The organism is Uliginosibacterium flavum (assembly GCF_040566545.1).
Classification (GTDB): Bacteria; Pseudomonadota; Gammaproteobacteria; order Burkholderiales; family Rhodocyclaceae; genus Uliginosibacterium; species Uliginosibacterium flavum.
In genome coordinates, this window is sequence record NZ_JBEWZI010000002.1 from 254,271 (window position 1) to 270,926 (window position 16,656).

20 protein-coding genes are annotated in these 16,656 nt (G+C 63.6%); 14 read left to right on the plus strand and 6 right to left on the minus strand.

Annotated elements, in window-relative coordinates:
* Nucleotides 1-16 precede the first annotated feature (16 nt).
* Entirely contained in the window at nucleotides 17-2,152 is a 2,136-nt protein-coding gene (gene dctP, locus ABXR19_RS02850) for a TRAP transporter substrate-binding protein DctP (RefSeq protein WP_354599570.1), read from the minus strand.
* 359 nt (nucleotides 2,153-2,511) lie between these two features.
* Here dctP and ccmA point away from each other — a divergent pair, with 359 nt between their 5' ends.
* The 10 genes from ccmA (at nucleotide 2,512) to ccmI (ending at nucleotide 9,868) form a co-directional block, all read left to right on the plus strand.
* Complete coding sequence (gene ccmA / locus ABXR19_RS02855; RefSeq protein WP_354599571.1) at nucleotides 2,512-3,138, plus strand: cytochrome c biogenesis heme-transporting ATPase CcmA; 627 nt, start codon at nucleotides 2,512-2,514, stop codon at nucleotides 3,136-3,138.
* On the plus strand, nucleotides 3,135-3,800 hold the full coding sequence (gene ccmB, locus ABXR19_RS02860; RefSeq protein ID WP_354599572.1) for a heme exporter protein CcmB: 666 nt from the start codon (nucleotides 3,135-3,137) through the stop codon (nucleotides 3,798-3,800). Before ccmA ends, ccmB begins: the two co-directional genes overlap by 4 nt.
* 81 nt (nucleotides 3,801-3,881) lie before the next feature.
* Entirely contained in the window at nucleotides 3,882-4,622 is a 741-nt protein-coding gene (gene ccmC, locus ABXR19_RS02865; RefSeq protein WP_354599573.1) for a heme ABC transporter permease CcmC, read from the plus strand.
* Nucleotides 4,619-4,792, plus strand: coding sequence for a heme exporter protein CcmD (ccmD, locus tag ABXR19_RS02870; protein WP_354599574.1), 174 nt, complete (start codon nucleotides 4,619-4,621; stop codon nucleotides 4,790-4,792). The genes ccmC and ccmD overlap by 4 nt, the downstream gene beginning before the upstream one ends.
* 1 nt (nucleotide 4,793) lies before the next feature.
* The gene (ccmE, locus tag ABXR19_RS02875) at nucleotides 4,794-5,237 is read left to right on the plus strand and encodes a cytochrome c maturation protein CcmE (protein ID WP_354599575.1); all 444 of its coding nucleotides are present in this window, start codon (nucleotides 4,794-4,796) and stop codon (nucleotides 5,235-5,237) included.
* Between the two features lie 127 nt (nucleotides 5,238-5,364).
* Nucleotides 5,365-7,296, plus strand: a complete 1,932-nt coding sequence (locus tag ABXR19_RS02880) for a heme lyase CcmF/NrfE family subunit (protein ID WP_354599576.1) — start codon at nucleotides 5,365-5,367, stop codon at nucleotides 7,294-7,296.
* On the plus strand, nucleotides 7,293-7,607 hold the full coding sequence (locus tag ABXR19_RS02885; RefSeq protein WP_354599577.1) for a hypothetical protein: 315 nt from the start codon (nucleotides 7,293-7,295) through the stop codon (nucleotides 7,605-7,607). The genes ABXR19_RS02880 and ABXR19_RS02885 overlap by 4 nt, the downstream gene beginning before the upstream one ends.
* A gap of 2 nt (nucleotides 7,608-7,609) precedes the next feature.
* Nucleotides 7,610-8,164, plus strand: a complete 555-nt coding sequence (locus tag ABXR19_RS02890; protein WP_354599667.1) for a DsbE family thiol:disulfide interchange protein — start codon at nucleotides 7,610-7,612, stop codon at nucleotides 8,162-8,164.
* The gene (locus tag ABXR19_RS02895) at nucleotides 8,157-8,618 is read left to right on the plus strand and encodes a cytochrome c-type biogenesis protein (RefSeq protein ID WP_354599578.1); all 462 of its coding nucleotides are present in this window, start codon (nucleotides 8,157-8,159) and stop codon (nucleotides 8,616-8,618) included. The genes ABXR19_RS02890 and ABXR19_RS02895 overlap by 8 nt, the downstream gene beginning before the upstream one ends.
* A complete protein-coding gene (gene ccmI, locus ABXR19_RS02900) occupies nucleotides 8,615-9,868 on the plus strand; it encodes a c-type cytochrome biogenesis protein CcmI (RefSeq protein WP_354599579.1) in 1,254 nt (417 codons plus the stop codon). The genes ABXR19_RS02895 and ccmI overlap by 4 nt, the downstream gene beginning before the upstream one ends.
* 458 nt (nucleotides 9,869-10,326) lie before the next feature.
* Here ccmI and ABXR19_RS02905 read toward each other — a convergent pair whose 3' ends face one another.
* Complete coding sequence (locus ABXR19_RS02905) at nucleotides 10,327-10,497, minus strand: hypothetical protein (RefSeq protein WP_354599580.1); 171 nt, start codon at nucleotides 10,495-10,497, stop codon at nucleotides 10,327-10,329.
* Nucleotides 10,498-10,572: 75 nt separating this feature from the next.
* Here ABXR19_RS02905 and ABXR19_RS02910 point away from each other — a divergent pair, with 75 nt between their 5' ends.
* The gene (locus tag ABXR19_RS02910; RefSeq protein ID WP_354599581.1) at nucleotides 10,573-10,866 is read left to right on the plus strand and encodes a hypothetical protein; all 294 of its coding nucleotides are present in this window, start codon (nucleotides 10,573-10,575) and stop codon (nucleotides 10,864-10,866) included.
* Here the strand turns inward: ABXR19_RS02910 and ABXR19_RS02915 are convergent.
* From ABXR19_RS02915 to ABXR19_RS02930, 4 genes are all read right to left on the minus strand, one after another.
* A complete protein-coding gene (locus ABXR19_RS02915) occupies nucleotides 10,782-11,513 on the minus strand; it encodes a hypothetical protein (protein ID WP_354599582.1) in 732 nt (243 codons plus the stop codon). The two genes, ABXR19_RS02910 and ABXR19_RS02915, sit on opposite strands and share 85 nt — an antisense overlap.
* Before the next feature lies 1 nt (nucleotide 11,514).
* A complete protein-coding gene (locus ABXR19_RS02920; protein ID WP_354599583.1) occupies nucleotides 11,515-12,147 on the minus strand; it encodes a YceH family protein in 633 nt (210 codons plus the stop codon).
* A gap of 30 nt (nucleotides 12,148-12,177) precedes the next feature.
* Nucleotides 12,178-13,014, minus strand: a complete 837-nt coding sequence (gene thiD, locus ABXR19_RS02925) for a bifunctional hydroxymethylpyrimidine kinase/phosphomethylpyrimidine kinase (RefSeq protein WP_354599584.1) — start codon at nucleotides 13,012-13,014, stop codon at nucleotides 12,178-12,180.
* A gap of 131 nt (nucleotides 13,015-13,145) precedes the next feature.
* Nucleotides 13,146-13,325 carry a hypothetical protein gene (locus ABXR19_RS02930; protein WP_354599585.1) on the minus strand — a complete coding sequence of 60 codons (180 nt, stop codon included), beginning with the start codon at nucleotides 13,323-13,325 and terminating at the stop codon, nucleotides 13,146-13,148.
* Between the two features lie 188 nt (nucleotides 13,326-13,513).
* Between ABXR19_RS02930 and ABXR19_RS02935 the strand changes: the two genes are divergently transcribed.
* The 3 genes from ABXR19_RS02935 (at nucleotide 13,514) to ABXR19_RS02945 (ending at nucleotide 16,518) form a co-directional block, all read left to right on the plus strand.
* Complete coding sequence (locus ABXR19_RS02935; RefSeq protein ID WP_354599586.1) at nucleotides 13,514-14,263, plus strand: anaerobic ribonucleoside-triphosphate reductase activating protein; 750 nt, start codon at nucleotides 13,514-13,516, stop codon at nucleotides 14,261-14,263.
* 222 nt (nucleotides 14,264-14,485) lie between these two features.
* A complete protein-coding gene (locus tag ABXR19_RS02940; protein ID WP_354599587.1) occupies nucleotides 14,486-15,808 on the plus strand; it encodes an AmpG family muropeptide MFS transporter in 1,323 nt (440 codons plus the stop codon).
* Nucleotides 15,805-16,518: a uracil-DNA glycosylase family protein gene (locus ABXR19_RS02945; RefSeq protein WP_354599588.1), complete on the plus strand. Its 714-nt coding sequence runs from the start codon at nucleotides 15,805-15,807 to the stop codon at nucleotides 16,516-16,518. The genes ABXR19_RS02940 and ABXR19_RS02945 overlap by 4 nt, the downstream gene beginning before the upstream one ends.
* Nucleotides 16,519-16,656 lie beyond the last annotated feature (138 nt).

The following is a 16,656-nucleotide window of genomic DNA, read 5'->3' on the forward strand; positions in this document are numbered from 1 at the left end:
AGGCTTGATGCGATGCTTAGCGAATGGCCTGGATAGCCTGCATCAAGGTGCGTTGGTCGGCGGTGGTAATGAATTTGTCGTAGACCGGCTTCATCGCCCGCTCGAAAGAAGCCTTGTCGACATCGCGCACGAAGATCGAGCCGGCTGCACTGACGGCCCGGCTGGCCTGCTCTTCGCGCTCCTTCCAGAAGCGCCGCATGATACCAACCGATTCACGGGCCGCATCGGCAATGATCTTGCGATCCTCTTCGGCCAAAGACTCCCAACGCTTCCTGGAGAACACCAGAATGTCCGGCGACATCGAGTGCTCGGTAAAGGAGAAATACTTGAAGACCTCGGAATGCTTGAAGCCTTCATAGGAAGGCAGGTTGTTCTCTGCCGCATCCACCAGACCCATGCGTTGCCCCGAGATGATTTCATCGAGCGCCATCGGCGTAGCCCGCGCGCCCATGGCATTGGCGATCGCGATCCACAAGTCTGACGGCGGCACGCGCAGCTTGATGCCGCGCATGTCGGCAATCGACTTGACCGCCTTGTTGGCATAGATCGAACGCGCACCACTGTCATAAAAACCCAGACCTACAAAGCCACCTGCCGCACAGGAGGCCAGAATCTGTTGGCCCGGCGCGCCATCCATGGCTTTTTGCATGTGATCAATGGAACGGAAGAGGAAAGGCATGGCCGGTACCACCGTGGCCGGGCAGTCCTTGTTCAGACTGGAGAGCATGGTGCGCGTCATGTCCAGGCCACCATTCTTGATCTGCTCCAGCGCTTCTTTCTCAGCACCGAAAGAGCCTTTGGACATGATCTTCATCTTCATGCGCCCGTCCGAGCGCTGCTCGATCAGCTCTGCCATCGCGCGCACCGCACGCACCGCCGGGTGCTCATCGCCATGAATATCAGCCACGCGCAGTTCGATCACGCGGCGACTGTTATCCACCTTGTACAAGGACAGCGACTGAGCAATCTCGCGCCCGGCTTGCGAAATGCGACTCACCGCCGTGGCGGAAGCACCTGCAGCGGCAGAGTTCTGCTCGCTCATCTGGGCGATCTGTTCGATGTTCTGGGCAATCTGGGTGCTCGCCGTCTGCTGCTCGCGAATCGCGCCGGCAATATCCTCCACCACCCCGGCCGCAGCTACCGAACCCGCCTTGATGCGATCAATCGACTCACCCGCCTGCTGGGCATTGACCACGCCGAGACCAACGGCTTGCTCGGTTTTAACCATGCTGTCGACGGCGGATCGCGCGCTGTCCTGCATGCGCAGGACCAAGGCACTGATGTCCTGCGTGGATTTGGTGGTGCGCTCGGCCAGCTTGCGCACCTCATCCGCCACCACTGCGAAACCACGGCCCTGTTCGCCGGCCCGCGCCGCCTCGATAGCCGCGTTCAAAGCCAGCAAATTGGTCTGATCCGCAATCTCATGAATGATCCCGGCCATCGCCGAGATGCTGTCGCAATCGACGCGCAGCGTCTTGATGCGCGCGGCGGCCTCCCCCACGGAGTCGGAAATCGTCCGAATCCCGTCCACCGTATTCATGATCGCGCCGGAACTCTGCTCGGCGATATTCCGGGAATCCTGCGTATGGTGATCGGCGTCCTGGGCTTGCTGCGCCACAATGGAAATACTGACGGTCATCTCCTCCACAGCCGCCGCCATGTTGGCCGAGGCATCGCTCTGGATCTGCGAGTTGCGTGCAATCTTGCGCGAAGACACATCAACCTCTTCAGTCACGTCCAGCATGCGCGTCGTGGACTCCTGAATGGCGACAAAACTCTTGCGCAGACTTTCCAGCAGGCGGTTATAGGCGCTCAGGGATTGTCCGATTTCGTCGTTGGCGCTGATGTTGGCCGTCGCGGTGAAGTCCAGTTTGTCCGCCGCGTGAGAAATGGTTTCCTGCATGCGCTGCAAGGGCTGGATCAGCGAGCGCCAGAGCAGGTAGCCCAGGCCCAGAATCACCACGACGCCCACCACCAGCGCCACCATCGTCAAACTGCGCGCTGACGAAAATGCGGCCTGCACTGCCTGCGGCTCTGCCGACCCTGCGGCCGCCTGCATTCGCGACAAACCCGTCAGGGCCGCCCCGAAAATGACGCCACAACTGGCCAGAGCCACACAGATCAGCAAAAAAATCTTGCGGGTGATGGACATTATTTCTCTCCGAAAATTCTGATCGCTCCGCTCGGAACCCCACGGCGCCGCCTCGGATCACAGCCCTGTTTCTGGCATTGCGAGGGCCCCTGAAAACCCTACGCAAGACAGGCTTACAGGGATGCTTACGGCAGCCCTGCGCTGTTCTTGAGCTCTCGAACCCAAAAGGACGTAGTCCCTTTTTGCCCTGCACAAGTGATACAGACACAGAATCAAGAACGGCCGAAGAGGCTTGAGGCGCGGGCTTCTCCAGCCATGCATTGGCAAGAAGCAAGCTGGGTGCGGCTCTTCAAGCACCACCCAAAAACAATACGGCCGCACACTGGTTCGACCCGCCGACTTGTGCTTGAATGCCCGTCATGCTTGAAGCCCACCACCTCGCCTGCCAACGCGGCGACCGCCTGCTCTTTCACCGCCTCGCCCTTGCCGTAAAGCCCGGCGAGCTGCTGCGCATCGCCGGCGCCAACGGTATGGGCAAGACCAGCCTGCTGCGCCTGCTGGCGGGCTTGTCATCCCCCGCGGCCGGCTCCGTCAGCTGGCACGGTGACTACATCCAGCATCAGCGCGAAAGCTTCCACGCCGCGATGCTGTATCTGGGCCACGCTCCAGCGCTCAATGATCTGCTCACGCCCGCCGAGAACCTGCGCTTTGCCTGCGCGGTGGCCGCCACGCCGGCCAGCCCCGCCACCTGCAGCGAAGCGCTGACCCGCATCGGCCTGCAGCGTCAGCTTCCGCTGCCCTGTAAAGTTTTGTCACAGGGCCAGCGCCGTCGCGTCGGCCTCGCCCGCCTCTTCCTAGAAACGCAACGCCCGCTGTGGATTCTCGACGAGCCCTTCACCGCGCTGGATGCGGCCGCCGTCTCTGATCTGGCCGCCACCCTGGATGCGCATTGCGCCAGTGGCGGCGCGGTGATCTTCACCTCGCATCAGGACGTCGCCTTACGCACCCCCGAGCGCCTGCTCGACGTGGAGGCGTTCGCCAAGTGAACATCTTCCTCGCCGTCCTGCGCCGGGATCTGCTCCTCGCCTGGCGTGGGCGCAGTGATCTGCTCGTTGCCCTGGCCTTCTTCCTGATCGTGGCCAGCCTGTTTCCCTTTGGCGTCGGCGCCGATCCGGTCCAGCTGCGCGCCATCGGCCCCGGCGTGGTGTGGGTCGCCGCACTGCTGGCCAGCCTGCTCGCCCTGCCGCGTTTGTTCGCACAGGATCACGACAGTGGTGTGCTGGAGCAATTGCTGCTCTCGCCCGAGCCGGCCGTCATCTGGGTCAGCGCCAAGATTCTTGCTCACTGGATCGCCACCGGCCTGCCGCTGGTGCTGATCGCCCCGCTGCTGGGTCTGATGTACCGGCTGGAGCCGGGCGCCACCCAAGTGCTGATTGCCAGCCTGGCACTCGGCACACCGATCCTTTCGCTGATCGGCGCCATCGGTGCGGCCCTGACGCTGGGCCTGCGCGGCGCGGGCAGCCTGCTGGCCCTGTTGGTGCTGCCGCTGTTCGTGCCGGTGCTGGTTTTCGGCGCGGGCGCGGTAGATGCCTGGGCGGGCGGCATGAGCATTGCACCGCACCTGTCATTATTGGGTGGCGGCAGCCTCGCCGCACTGGCACTGGCGCCGTTTGCCTGCGCGGCAGCATTGCGACTGGCCTGTGAATAGCGGCACTTGAAATAGATCAAGGCGCCAAGGCCCTGATTTCTTCGTATCATGCGGCACCCCCTGAGAATCCAGCCAAAGACCATGAACATCTTCAGGTTTTCCTCACCGCAGACTTTCTACCCACTGGCCGGCAAACTCATTCCGGTTTTCGGCACGCTGGCCGTCCTGTGCACGATCATCGGGCTGTATCTAGGCTTCTTCGTCGCACCGACCGATGCGGTGCAGGGCGAGGTCTATCGCATCATTTACCTGCACGTGGCAGCCGCCTGGATGAGCATGTTCATCTACCTTGTCATGGCCTTCTGGTCGGCTATCGGCCTGGGGCTCGGGACCCGCCTGTCCTTCTACATGACCCAGGCGCTGGCCCCGACCGGCGCCCTGTTCTGCTTCATCGCGCTGTGGAGCGGCGCCCTGTGGGGCCGCCCGACCTGGGGCGCCTACTGGGTGTGGGACGCGCGCCTGACCTCGCAGTTGCTACTGCTCTTCCTCTACTTCGGCTTCATCGCCCTGACCCGCTCGATTGAAGATCCGCGCCGCGCCGACAAGGCCGGAGCGATCATCGCGCTGGTCGGCGCGGTGAATGTGCCAATCATTCATTTCTCGGTGAAATGGTGGAGCACCCTGCATCAGGGCGCCTCGGTCAGCATGACCAAGTCCAGCATGGAAAGCAGCATGCTCTGGGGCATGCTGATCATGGCCTTCGCCGCCTGGTTCTACAGCCTGGCGGTGACGCTCGCCCGGGCCCGCTGCATCATTCTGGAACGCGAACGCCACACCGACTGGGCCGCTGCCGAGATCGCCGCTAAAGGAGCAAAAGCATGAGCTGGAATTCGCTGAGCGATTTTCTCGCCATGGGCGGGCGCGGCTTTTTCGTGTGGGGCTCTTACGGCGCCGCATTTATCCTGATCGTCGCGGAACTCTGGCTGCTGCGCGTGCGTCGGAGGCAGAGCCTGCAGCGCCTCTACCAATTGCAGCAAATTGAAAAGGATTGACGTGAAGCCTCGCCACAAACGTTTTCTGCTCATCGGCATCGCCCTGGTCCTGCTCGGCGGCGCCACCGCGCTGGTGCTGAACGCCTTCAACGACAATCTGGTGTTCTTCCACACCCCGACCGAGGTGGCCGAAGGCAAGGTGCCGCAGGGCCGCAGCTTCCGCGTCGGCGGCATGGTGCTGGCCGGTTCGCTGACGCGTGACGCGGACGGCCAGAGCGTGCGCTTCGTGATCACGGATACGGCCAAGACCGTGCCGGTGTTCTACAAAGGCGCACTGCCGGATCTGTTCAAGGATGGCAAAGGCGCCGTGGCTCAGGGCGCGCTCGGCGCAGACGGGGTTTTCGTCGCCACCGAGGTGCTGGCCAAGCACGACGAAAACTACATGCCGCCCGAGGCCAAGGACGCCATCGACCGCGCCCACAAAACCGCTCAAACCCTGAATTAGAGAGGCCGCAAAAAATGAAGCGAAGTGAAACGAAGCGGTTCTGGCAAGGCGTGGTTCCGCAGACAGTACAGTTAGTACGGCAAGGCGCCGCAACGACGCCAGAATCATTTTCTTGTGGCCTCGAAGCATGATTCCCGAACTCGGCCATTTCTCTCTGATCCTCGCCTTCGTCATTGCTGCGGTGCTCGGCAGCCTGCCCATGATTGGCGCCCAGCGCGGCGATGCGGCGCTGATGGCCATCGCCCGCCCGGCGGCACGCCTGCAATTCGCGCTGGTGCTGATCGCCTTTGCCTGTCTGGCACGGGCCTTCGTCGATAACGATTTCTCGGTGGCTTACGTCGCCGCGCACTCCAATACACAGTTGCCGCTGATCTATCGCCTGACCGCCGTGTGGGGCAGCCACGAAGGTTCCTTGCTGCTGTGGGGGCTGATGCTGACCGGCTGGACGGCGGCGGTGTCTTTCTCACGGCGTTTGCCCGAGGTGTTCTCGGCGCGGGTGCTGGCGGTGCTGGGGCTGGTCAGTCTGGGCTTTCTGGCCTTCACGCTGATGACCTCGAACCCCTTCGAACGCCTGCTGCCCGGCGCGATGGAAGGCAATGACCTGAACCCGCTGCTGCAAGATCCGGGCATGATCATTCATCCGCCGCTGCTGTACATGGGTTACGTGGGCTTTTCGGTGGCGTTCGCCTTTGCCATCGCGGCGCTGATCGGCGGCCAGTTCGACGTGGCCTGGGCGCGCCTGTCGCGGCCGTGGACGCTGACCGCCTGGCTCTTCCTCACCGCCGGCATCATGCTCGGCTCGGGCTGGGCGTATTACGAACTCGGCTGGGGCGGCTGGTGGTTCTGGGATCCGGTCGAGAACGCCAGCTTCATGCCCTGGCTGGTCGGCACGGCGCTGATCCATTCGCTGGCCGTCACCGAAAAACGCGGCGCCTTCAAGAGCTGGACGGTGCTGCTGGCGATCTCGGCTTTCTCGCTTTCGCTGCTCGGCACCTTCCTCGTGCGCTCCGGCGTGCTGACCAGCGTGCATGCTTTTGCCACCGACCCCAAGCGCGGCGTGTTCATCCTTGCCCTGCTGGTCATCGTGATCGGTGGCTCGCTGCTGCTTTACGCCTGGCGTGCGCCGAAGCTGCAAGGCGGGGGCAAGTTTGCCAACGTCTCGCGCGAAACCTTTCTGCTCACCAACAACGTGCTGTTCGCCGTGGCCGCTGCCTCGGTGCTGCTCGGCACCCTCTATCCGCTGCTGCTGGACGCGCTGAACCTGGGCAAGCTCTCGGTCGGCCCGCCTTACTTCGAAGCGGTCTTCGTGCCGCTGATGGCACCGGTCGTGCTGCTGATGGTGGTCGGCCCCTTCATCCGCTGGAAAGGGCAGGCCCTGTCGCCGATCCTGCGCAAGCTGCTGCCGACGCTGGGCGCGAGCCTGCTCGCTGGTGGGTTACTGGCCTGGTGGATCGGCTCACCCTCGTGGAGAAGCGCGCTGGGCCTCAGTCTTGCGGCATGGGTGCTGGCCGGCAGCGCCCAGCTTCTGTGGACGCGCGTGCAGGGTGAAGACGGCCTGTGGGCGCGGATCTCCGGCATTCCCGGCAGCTGGTGGGGCATGTGGCTGGCGCACCTGGGTATCGGCATCTTCATCATCGGCGTGACGCTGGTGAAGACGCTGGAAAGCAATGCCGATGTGACGATGAAGATCGGCAGCAGCACCCAGCTGGCCGGTTACGACTTCACCCTCGACACCGTGCGCGAAATTAAAGGCCCCAACTACAACGCCGCGCAGGCGGACCTCAGCCTCGCCCTCAAGGGCCAGCACATCAATGTGCTGCATCCGGAAAAGCGCATCTACACCGCGCGCCAGATGCCGATGACCGAATCCTCGATTGATACCGGCCTGTTCCGCGACGTGTATGTGTCGCTGGGCGACGCCGTCGGGCCGGATAGCTGGGTCGTGCGCCTGTACTACAAACCCTTCATCAGCTGGATCTGGGCGGGCTGTCTGCTGATGGTGATCGGCGGGCTGTGCGCGGCCATGGATGGGCGTTATCGCAAACAGGGCAAGAAATGAAAGCCTTCAATATCGACGGATTGAGTGAAGCGGAACTCATCGACCTGAACCGTCGCGTCGTCACGCGCCTGCGCTTCCTGCAAGACGTGCGTACCCACAGTCAGATGTTGAATTTCAGCGTTGGCGACCGGGTAGGCTTCAAAACCAACGACGGCCGCACGATTTTTGGCATTCTCACGCGTTACAACAAAAAGACCGTCACGCTCATCACGGAAGACGGACATCAGTGGAATGTCGCGCCGGGCTTTCTCTTCGCGGCCGAGCAGAAAATACGCGACATCACGCCACAACCGGGGACGCTTGAACCGTGAAAATCACCCTATCCCACCACAGAGACGCAAGAGGCTTCGCCCTGGGCCCCTTCCTGATTTTCATCGCCCTCATTGTTTTTCTCGGCATCGGCCTGACCCTCAATCCGCGCGAGATTCCCTCACCGCTGATCGACAAGCCCGCACCGGCCTTCGCCCTGCCACAACTGCATCAGCCAGAGGCACAGCTGAAGCTGGCGGACATGGCCGGCAAGGTCTGGCTGCTGAATGTGTGGGCCAGCTGGTGCGTGGCCTGTCGCGAGGAGCATCCGGTGCTGATCGATTTCGCCAAGCGCGGCGTGCTGCCCATCGTTGGCCTGAACTACAAGGACAAACGCGCCGACGCGCTGGGCTGGCTGCAGCAATTCGGCGACCCTTACACGACGAGCATCGTCGACGCAGAAGGCCGCGTGGGCATTGATTATGGTGTGTATGGTGTGCCCGAGACTTTCCTGATTGATGGCAAGGGCCGCATCCGCCACAAGCACATCGGCCCGGTCACGCCCGAGGTGCTGGAGAAGGAATTGCTGCCACGGATCAAGGAGTTGCAAGGTGCGTAAATTCATCACGGGCCTCTGCCTGCTGCTCACAACGACGACTTTCGCAGCAAGCCCCGAAGCAGCGCTAGACGCCCGCGCCACGCGGCTTGAAGAACAGTTGCGCTGCCTCGTGTGCCAGAACCAGTCGATTGCCGAATCGCAGGCCGATCTGGCCATGGACCTGAAACGCCAGGTGCGCGAGATGCTCGTCGCCGGCAAGAGCGAGGCCGAAGTGCGCGATTACATGGTCGAGCGCTACGGCGATTTCGTCCTTTACGACCCGCCCATGCAAACCGGCACCCTGCTGCTGTGGCTGGGGCCTTTTCTGCTGCTGCTGGGCGCCCTTGGCGCCTTCTTCTGGCGCCTGCGCCAGCGTGGCAAAGCGCCCGCCGACACCATGCTGGACCCCGCCGAACTGGCGCGCGCCCACGCCCTGCTGAATAACGATGCACCCCACACGGACAAACCGGCATGAGTACCTTCCTGATCGCCGCCGCACTCCTCACCCTGATCGTGCTGGCACTCTTGCTCCAGCCTTTGTGGCACGCCCGCCCGGCAGCACCGTCAGCGCCCGAAACCGATAGCCCGGCGCTGCGCATCCTGCGCGAGCAAGGTGCCGCGCTGGATGCCGAACTGGCCGCCGGCCAGATCGACGCCGCCGCCCATGCCGAAAGCCGGGATGAACTGGCGCGCCGTGCGCTGGCGGAATCCACCGCACCCGAAACCGTGCGCAGCAGCGCGCCACGCCGCAGTTGGGCAATCGCCACCGGCCTGAGCGTCACGCTCGCGGCCGTCGGGCTCTACCTCGTACTGGGCCAGCCCGCGGCGCTCGACCCAGCCGTGCGCGCCCCGGCCGCCGCCGGCATCACGCCGATGCAGATGGATGCCATGGTGGCCAAGCTGGCCGCCAAGGTCGCCGCCAATCCCGATGATCTGGAAGGCCTGAACATGCTGGGCCGCTCCTACATGGTGCTGGAACGCTTTCAGGACGCCAGCGACACCTTCGCCAAGCTGGCCGGCAAGCAGCCGCAAGACGCTCAGACCCACGCCGACTGGGCCGACGCACTCGCCAGCGCCACCGGCAAACTCACCGGCGAACCGGAAAAGCTGGTCGCCAAGGCGCTGAAACTCGATCCAGACAACGTCAAGGCGCTGGCCCTGGGCGGCAGCATCGCCTTCGACAAGCAGGACTTCAAACAAGCCGCCGTGCTGTGGGAAAGAATGCTCGCCAAGGTCGATCCGCAAAGCGACATCGGCCGCTCGGCCCAAGCCATGCTCGCCGAGGCGCGTGCGCGTGCCGGCCTGCCGGTAGCCGCGACAGCCGTCCCTCCCACCTTGCCGCCAGCGCATCCACCCATTTCTACCGCGCAAGCACCCGCGGCCAGCGCGCTGAGCGCAAGCGGACGGCTCAGCATTGCCAGCAAGTTCAAGGGTCAGTTTGATCCGGCGGCAATCCTGTTCATCTTCGCCCGCCCCGCCGCCGGCGGCCCGCCGCTGGCCGCACTGCGTTTCAAGGCCGGCGATCTGCCGCTGGATTTTGACTTCAGCCAGGCCACCTTGATGGCAGCAGGCGGCGCCCTGCCCGAAAAAATCATCATCGGCGCGCGCATCTCCAAATCCGGCATCGCAACCGCTGGCCCCGGTGATCTGCAGGGTTTGTCGGCTGCTCTGGCGCCGAATGCGCAAGGCATCCAGCTGGAAATCGGCGAAGAGATTGGCAAGTAATCCCTGTGTTCGCCCCGGAAATACCGAAACGGCCCTCCGCTCCGTCATTCCGGACTTGATCCGGAGTCCAGCGCCCTTTAATCGTTCCCATGCTCAGCGTGGGAACTTCATGCTGGACGCTCCTGCGTCCGGTTTTGCGGGCGACAGCGGCGGTTGAAACCCTGGCGCAGAGCGCCGGCGGAGGCGCTCCCACGCAGAGCATGGGAGCGATCCAAGCCCGAACCCTCCCTGGAGGGTCGGGTATGCACACCCGACCCGCTCCAGAGGCGCAAGGCATGCCTTGCGAATTCCCTCTTCCGCGCCTCCTTTTGCAAAGGAGGGAATATTCAGACCTATCGATTTCCGCGTGCAGGAAAATCAGACCTGCCACATAGAGCCTGAAGACGCCACCCCGCAGAGCCGCCTCTGGCCTGCTTCTCCAGCACCCCACCCCGCAAAAACCCGCCCACTGGGCATCTTCAGCACACCTTCAAACAGAACAAAATCCCAAGCCGCCCGCCCTTCTGTTCGGGTAAGTATTTTCCCTCTTCCGTGACGTACTTCACGTTTTCTCCAAACTGCAAATTGTTGATTTTAAAAACAATTTTTCGTTGATCCGGTCCGACCGACCATCGGTCGTTAACCGCCATTCAAGCCCCTTCAGACAGTAGGCTGCGCATCGTGAGACGGCTAGCATTCACACAGTTGTCACAAAACACCACACCATGTTTGATATCGCCATCTACAGCAAAACCGCCAAAGGCCGAACCGAAGTCAGCGAACGTACGCTGGGTCTGCCGCCACGTTTGCGCCGGGCGCTGATCATGATTGATGGCAAAACCACCTTCGGAGTGATGCGCCAGATGCTCGAACAACTGGGTGAGCCGAAGGAAATCATGCGTCAGCTGACCAAGCTGCGGCTGGTTGAATCCGACTACGATCTGCCGGCCATGCCCGAATTCCCTGGCATGACCATTGAAGACCCGAGCACGATGATGGATTTCCACCCCAGAAGGTGATGCTGCGCTGGCGTGATTGACCAGGGCGCATAGGCCTGCGCCGGCAACACGCCAAAACTGCCGTGATCGTGCAGTACCAGCTCGCCGCCCGGCCAGAAGCTGACCAACACTTCCTCCAGACTAGTTTCCGTCGTGAAACTGCGCGCCTGTGCCTGCACGGGCGCTTGCGCGGTGGCGATCACGTCGTGATAGCTGGCCCATGAATGTCCGGCCAAAGCTGTTTGCAGGGCCGCCGGCCAACGCGGATCAAGCTGTGCGAGCTTTTGCCCGAGGACATTGGAAAAAAGAATGGCTGCCTGCGGATACGCATCGGCCAAGGCTTGCGGGCCGGCCAAGCTGGAGAAGCAATCCACGCGCCCCTCTACAAAGGGCATGCCCGCAAAGCGCCGTCGCAAGAGGCTTCTGGCGATGGGGTCGGGTTCCAGAATCGTTACCTGTTTGAAGCGCGCCAGAAAGTCGCCATTCAGCGTGTAGCCCGCGCTGGGGCCGACAATCACCAGCTCATTCTGCGGCGGCTGCCAACTGGCCAGCCAATCGGCCACCTGCACCACAAAGGGCGCCCACAACACGCGCCGATAGCGCAGCGCACGCCAGTGATAGACCAGCCCGCCGCTGGCATCCCACAGATGGCTGCGCAGACGACTCATGTCAGAGGATGAGGGCTTTCAGCTCCGCCACTTCAGCACGCAGCTGCATGACTTCTTCGCGCAGACTGGCGACCTCGGCAGCCAGACCGCTACTGCTGGCTCGCGCGGCACCGCCCGGCTCGGCCGAGATCTCCGGCATGCCGCACAGCAGATGCGCCCAGCGGCTTTCGCGCGCGCCCGGCGCGCGCGGCAGCAACACCGTCAGCGGATTCGCCGCCCGCGTCGACAACTCTTCGAGGAAGGCTTCCAGCGAGGAGGCATCGGCAAAGCGATACAGGCGCTCGCAGTTCGCGCGCAGCTCGGCCACCGTCTGCGGGCCGCGCAGCACCAGCGTCGTGACAATCGCCACCGATGGCGTCGGCAGCTGATACACCCGCGCCAGATTGTGACCATATTTTGTAACACGCCCGCCCGAAGATTCGACCACCAGCGCATGGCTGCGCAGCGTGTCGATGGCCTCCAGCGCTTCGGACTCGGTGACTTCCATGATCGGCTCGCGCGCCGTCTTCTGGTTGCAACCGGTGATCAGGGCATTCAGCGACAGCGGATAGGTATCCGGCACGGTGGCCTGCTTCTCGACCAATACTGTGAGGACGCGGGCTTCAACGGGCGTGAGTTGCTGCGGTTCAGACATGAATATTTCCTTGTTGAATTAACCAGCCGATCACTTCGGCCACAAAGCATGAAAATGATGCACCGGGCCGTGGCCCTCGCCAACGTTGAGCTGACCGGAGGCCGCTATCGCGCCGCGCAGCCAGTCACGCGCCTGGCGCACCGCGTTCTCGACCGGGCGAAATCCACCCGCATATTGCGGCAATAGCGCGGCAATCGCGGAAGACAGGCTGCAGCCAGTGCCGTGGGTGTTCTTGGTATCGATGCGCGGGACGCGCATCTCGATCATGCGGTCGCCGTCGAAAAGCAGATCGATCAGTTCCTCACCCGGCAGGTGGCCGCCCTTGAGCAGCACCCAGCGCTCTGAAGACTGCGGCAACATCTCGCGCAGACGTTCGGCGGCGCGGAACATTTCCTTCACGTTTTCCGGCGCGCGGCATTCGAGCAGCACGCCGGCCTCGGGCAGGTTCGGCGTGAGCATGAAGGTCTGCGGCAGCAAGGCCTCAATCAGCATGCTGACGGCGTTGCGGGCGAGCAGATGATCGCCGCTTTTCGCCACCATCACCGGATCGCACACCACCTGCGCTGCCTGCCAGTGATGCAGACGCTCGGCCACCGTGCTGACAACTTCAACCGAGCCGAGCATGCCCAGCTTGACCGCGTCGATACGCACATCGGCGAACAGGGTGTCGATCTGCAGCTTGAGGAAATCGGTCGGCGGCACATGCACGCCGGTGACCGTCCGGGTGTTCTGCGCGGTCAGCGCGGCCACTACGCCGCAGCCATAGGCGCCGAGCGCGGAGAAGGCTTTCAGATCGGCAAACAGGCCAGCGCCGCCAGAGGGATCAATTCCGGCGATGGAAACGACATTGGGAATGCGACGGGTCATGGGGCATAGGCAGAAAAACCGGAGGCGCCATTGTCGCAGAAGCGGCCGGCTCGCGAACGACTCGCCGTACAGCCGCGCCCAGTTTTACTCTCCAGACAGGGCGCGGGAAGAAGCAATCCCCGCGCGGCTTTTCAGGCAGCAGGTTTGAGCCTGTTTACCCGCGCGCCGCGCGTTTCTTCCAGATCGCAGCATTCATCGTCCAGCGCCTGCGCCAATCCTTTGGCATTTTTCCGCGGAGCAGGCCTGCCCTGCGCGGCGCCCGCCGGGAACGGTTCGGACATGGCCGTCGCCAACAACATCATCAGGAACATCGGGGGCCTCTTCATGGCGTTTCTCCGCAAGGGCATGCTGTGAAGCATAGGAAGCGCCAAAGCAAGCTACAAGGCCGGTTTTTGCTGCTGCAGCGCAGCATTAACTGACCCTGATCAAACTTGGGTCTTTGCGCCATTTTCCGGAGCGCGCCGACTAGAATGACATCACCTCCAACGTTCATCGTTTCATGTCTGCACACGCCGAATCCGCTCTCGCCGAAGTCCCTTGGACCGAACGCATCCTGCTCGGCAGCTTCACGCCGGCCTCGGATCACGACTGGCCCGGCCGCCGCGCCGCCACGATCTATCTGCTCGGCTGCCCCTGGCGCTGTGCCTACTGCCACAACCCGCAACTGCAGAAACGCGGCACGGCGCCCGCGCTGAGCTGGTCGCGCATCGCGGCAAAGCTCACGGCTTCACGCGATACGATCAGCGGCGTAGTGTTCTCCGGCGGAGAACCGACCACCGACCGCACCCTGCCCGAGGCCATCGCGGCGGTGAAGGCGCTGGGTTTGCCGGTCGGCCTGCACACCAGCGGCGCCTACCCGGAGCGGCTCGAAACCCTCTTGCCGCAGCTCGACTGGGTCGGCTTCGACCTGAAAACGGATTACGAAAGCTACGACAAACTGACCGGCGCCCCCGGCAGTGCGGCCCGCGCGACCCAAAGTGCGCGTCTGATCATCGCCAGCGGCGTGGCGCATGAATTCCGCCTGACCTGGCATCACCAAGTCATCAACGAGGAATCGGCCCTGCTCGCCGCCCACTTCGCGCAGCATCTGGGCGCACGGCGTTTCGTGCTGCAGGCCTTCCGCAGCGAAGGCGTCGCCAACCCCACGCTGGCACCCGAATCCATGCCCAGCGCCGAGCTGGTGGCACAACTGCGCGCCCTGTTTGCCGATTTCGAAGTGCGGGGCGATATTTGCGGACTGGCAGACTGAAGAGCCGCAGCCACATTGGCTGAGCGGGCAGGCAGGCTGGAGACGTCCGCTGCGCGCGGCGCTTCGGGCGACCGCTCCTTGTATTATCGAAGCCACGTTTTCGTAGGGCCGACTTCAGTCGGCCAGCCACGCATGGCGTGCGACTGAAGTCGCACCTACGCCTGGAGCCCCATCTCACTCCTCACTTCAAGGATAATCCGCCAAACCCAAGCGGACTCCCCTGTGACCTCTTCCAGTAAAACACCTGTCTGGCTCGCCGCCCTGCTCAACCGCCGGATGCTGATCTGCATCATTACCGGCTTCTCCTCCGGCCTGCCGCTCTACCTGCTGCTGAACCTGCTGCCGGCCTGGCTCAAGACAGAGGGCCTGAGCCTGAAGCTGATCGGCGCCTTCGCCCTGATCCAGTTTCCCTACACCTGGAAATTCCTCTGGTCACCGCTGCTCGATCGCTACGCCCTGCCGCTGATGGGCCGTCGACGCGGCTGGATGCTGCTGACGCAAGTCCTGCTGCTCGCCGCGATTGCCGCGCTGGGCCAGCTCTCACCGGCCAATCAGATCGGTCTGGTGCTGGGCCTGACCGGCCTGATCGCCTTCCTCTCCGCCACCCAGGACATCGTGCTGGACGCCTTCCGCCGCGAGCTGCTGCCGGAGATCGAACTCGGCCTGGGCAATGCCATTCACGTCAATGCCTACAAGATCGCCGGGCTGGTGCCGGGCTCCATCTCGCTGATCCTCGCCGACCATCTGCCCTGGGGCACGGTCTTCCTGATCACCGCCCTGTTCATGCTGCCCGGCGTTGCCATGAGCCTGCTGGCGGGCGAGCCGAAAGCGTCCAGCGCGACACCGCGCACGCTACGCGATGCGGTAATCGAACCCTTTCACGAATTCTTCAACCGCCACGGCGTCCGCTCGGCCCTGCTGGTGCTGCTCTTCATCCTGCTCTACAAACTCGGCGATTCGCTGTGCACCTCGCTAGCCACGCCCTTCTATCTGGACATGGGTTTCACCAAGACCCAGATCGGCCTCGTCGCCAAAAATGCCGGCCTGTGGCCCAGCGTGATCGGCGGCCTGCTCGGCGGCCTGTGGATGCTCAAACTCGGCATCAACCGCGCCCTGTGGATTTTCGGCGTGCTGCAATGGATCGCCATCCTCGGCTTCGCCTGGCTGGCCTGGCTCGGCCCGGCCGAAGCCGATGCGGCGCGACTCGCCGTGCTGGCCATCGTCATCGGCGTGGAAGCCGCCGGCGTAGGCCTTGGCACCACCGCCTTCGTCGCCTGGATGGCGCGCACCACGCACCCGGCCTACACCGCCACGCAACTGGCCTTGTTCACCAGCCTGATGGCCGTGCCACGCACCTTCGTCAATGCCTCCGCCGGCTGGCTGGTCGAGGGCGGCAAGCTGCCCCTGGGCAGCTTCGGCGAATTCAGCTTCGGCGGCATCGGCTGGTTCAATTTCTTCATGCTCTGCACCGCGCTGGCGGTGCCCGGCATGCTGCTGCTGTTCAAGGTCGCGCCGTGGAACGAAGCCCCGAAGGAGATACCATGAGCGCCGCCGCCCTGATCACCGCCGCGCGCGAACTCTCGGCCGCGGTCGCCCCGATGCGTTTCGCAGCACCGATCACGCATACCTACAACCCGCTCGATTACGCCTGGGCGCCACACGCGGAATACCTGCAACGTTTCGGCGAGGGGCGCAAACGCGTGATCTTCGTCGGCATGAATCCCGGCCCCTTCGGCATGGTGCAGATCGGCGTGCCCTTCGGCGAGATCGCCGCCGCACGCGACTGGATGGGCCTGTCCGCCCCGGTCCGCAAACCCGCGCAGGAAACGCCGGATCGCCCCATCGAGGGCTGGAATTGCGCGCGTTCCGAAGTCAGCGGCCGGCGCCTGTGGGGCTTGTTCGCCGAGCGTTTCGGTACGGCCGAGACCTTCTTCGCCGAACACTTTGTCGCCAACTACTGCCCGCTGGCTTTCTTCGAGGGCAAGCGTAATGTCACGCCGGACAAACTGCCGGCCGCCGAACAGGCGCCATTGCTCGCCGCCTGCGATACGCACCTGCGCACGCTGGCCGAAGCCACACAAGCCGAATGGGTCATTGGCATCGGCGCCTGGAGCGAGCTGCGCGCCCGCGTGGCCTGCGCCGGCCTGCCGGTAAAGTTCGGCCGCGTGCTGCATCCCAGCCCGGCTAGTCCGGTGGCAAATCGCGGCTGGAGCGAAGCGGCGACGAAACAACTGGTGGCGCTGGGGGTCTGGTAGGGCGTAATCGAAGCAAAGCGCATTGCGCCGGATGTGCGCATGCCCTGCGGCGCAATGCCCTGCGGGCGATTGACGCCCTACAGCAGAATTCGCACACGCAGCCAATCCACCGTACACTTGCGCCCTTCTGCTGATTTC

Excerpts from the sequence above, each read along its gene's own strand:
- ABXR19_RS02945 (WP_354599588.1), top strand. The coding sequence starts at position 15,805 with ATGAGCGCCGCCGCCCTGATCACCGCCGCGCGCGAACTCTCGGCCGCG.
- ccmA (WP_354599571.1), top strand. The coding sequence starts at position 2,512 with ATGCTTGAAGCCCACCACCTCGCCTGCCAACGCGGCGACCGCCTGCTC.
- ABXR19_RS02910 (WP_354599581.1), top strand. The coding sequence starts at position 10,573 with ATGTTTGATATCGCCATCTACAGCAAAACCGCCAAAGGCCGAACCGAA.
- ABXR19_RS02905 (WP_354599580.1), bottom strand. The coding sequence starts at position 10,497 with ATGGCGGTTAACGACCGATGGTCGGTCGGACCGGATCAACGAAAAATT.
- ABXR19_RS02915 (WP_354599582.1), bottom strand. The coding sequence starts at position 11,513 with ATGAGTCGTCTGCGCAGCCATCTGTGGGATGCCAGCGGCGGGCTGGTC.
- thiD (WP_354599584.1), bottom strand. The coding sequence starts at position 13,014 with ATGACCCGTCGCATTCCCAATGTCGTTTCCATCGCCGGAATTGATCCC.
- ccmI (WP_354599579.1), top strand. The coding sequence starts at position 8,615 with ATGAGTACCTTCCTGATCGCCGCCGCACTCCTCACCCTGATCGTGCTG.
- ABXR19_RS02920 (WP_354599583.1), bottom strand. The coding sequence starts at position 12,147 with ATGTCTGAACCGCAGCAACTCACGCCCGTTGAAGCCCGCGTCCTCACA.
- ccmC (WP_354599573.1), top strand. The coding sequence starts at position 3,882 with ATGAACATCTTCAGGTTTTCCTCACCGCAGACTTTCTACCCACTGGCC.
- ABXR19_RS02880 (WP_354599576.1), top strand. The coding sequence starts at position 5,365 with ATGATTCCCGAACTCGGCCATTTCTCTCTGATCCTCGCCTTCGTCATT.
- ABXR19_RS02885 (WP_354599577.1), top strand. The coding sequence starts at position 7,293 with ATGAAAGCCTTCAATATCGACGGATTGAGTGAAGCGGAACTCATCGAC.
- ABXR19_RS02935 (WP_354599586.1), top strand. The coding sequence starts at position 13,514 with ATGTCTGCACACGCCGAATCCGCTCTCGCCGAAGTCCCTTGGACCGAA.
- ABXR19_RS02930 (WP_354599585.1), bottom strand. The coding sequence starts at position 13,325 with ATGTTCCTGATGATGTTGTTGGCGACGGCCATGTCCGAACCGTTCCCG.
- dctP (WP_354599570.1), bottom strand. The coding sequence starts at position 2,152 with ATGTCCATCACCCGCAAGATTTTTTTGCTGATCTGTGTGGCTCTGGCC.
- ccmD (WP_354599574.1), top strand. The coding sequence starts at position 4,619 with ATGAGCTGGAATTCGCTGAGCGATTTTCTCGCCATGGGCGGGCGCGGC.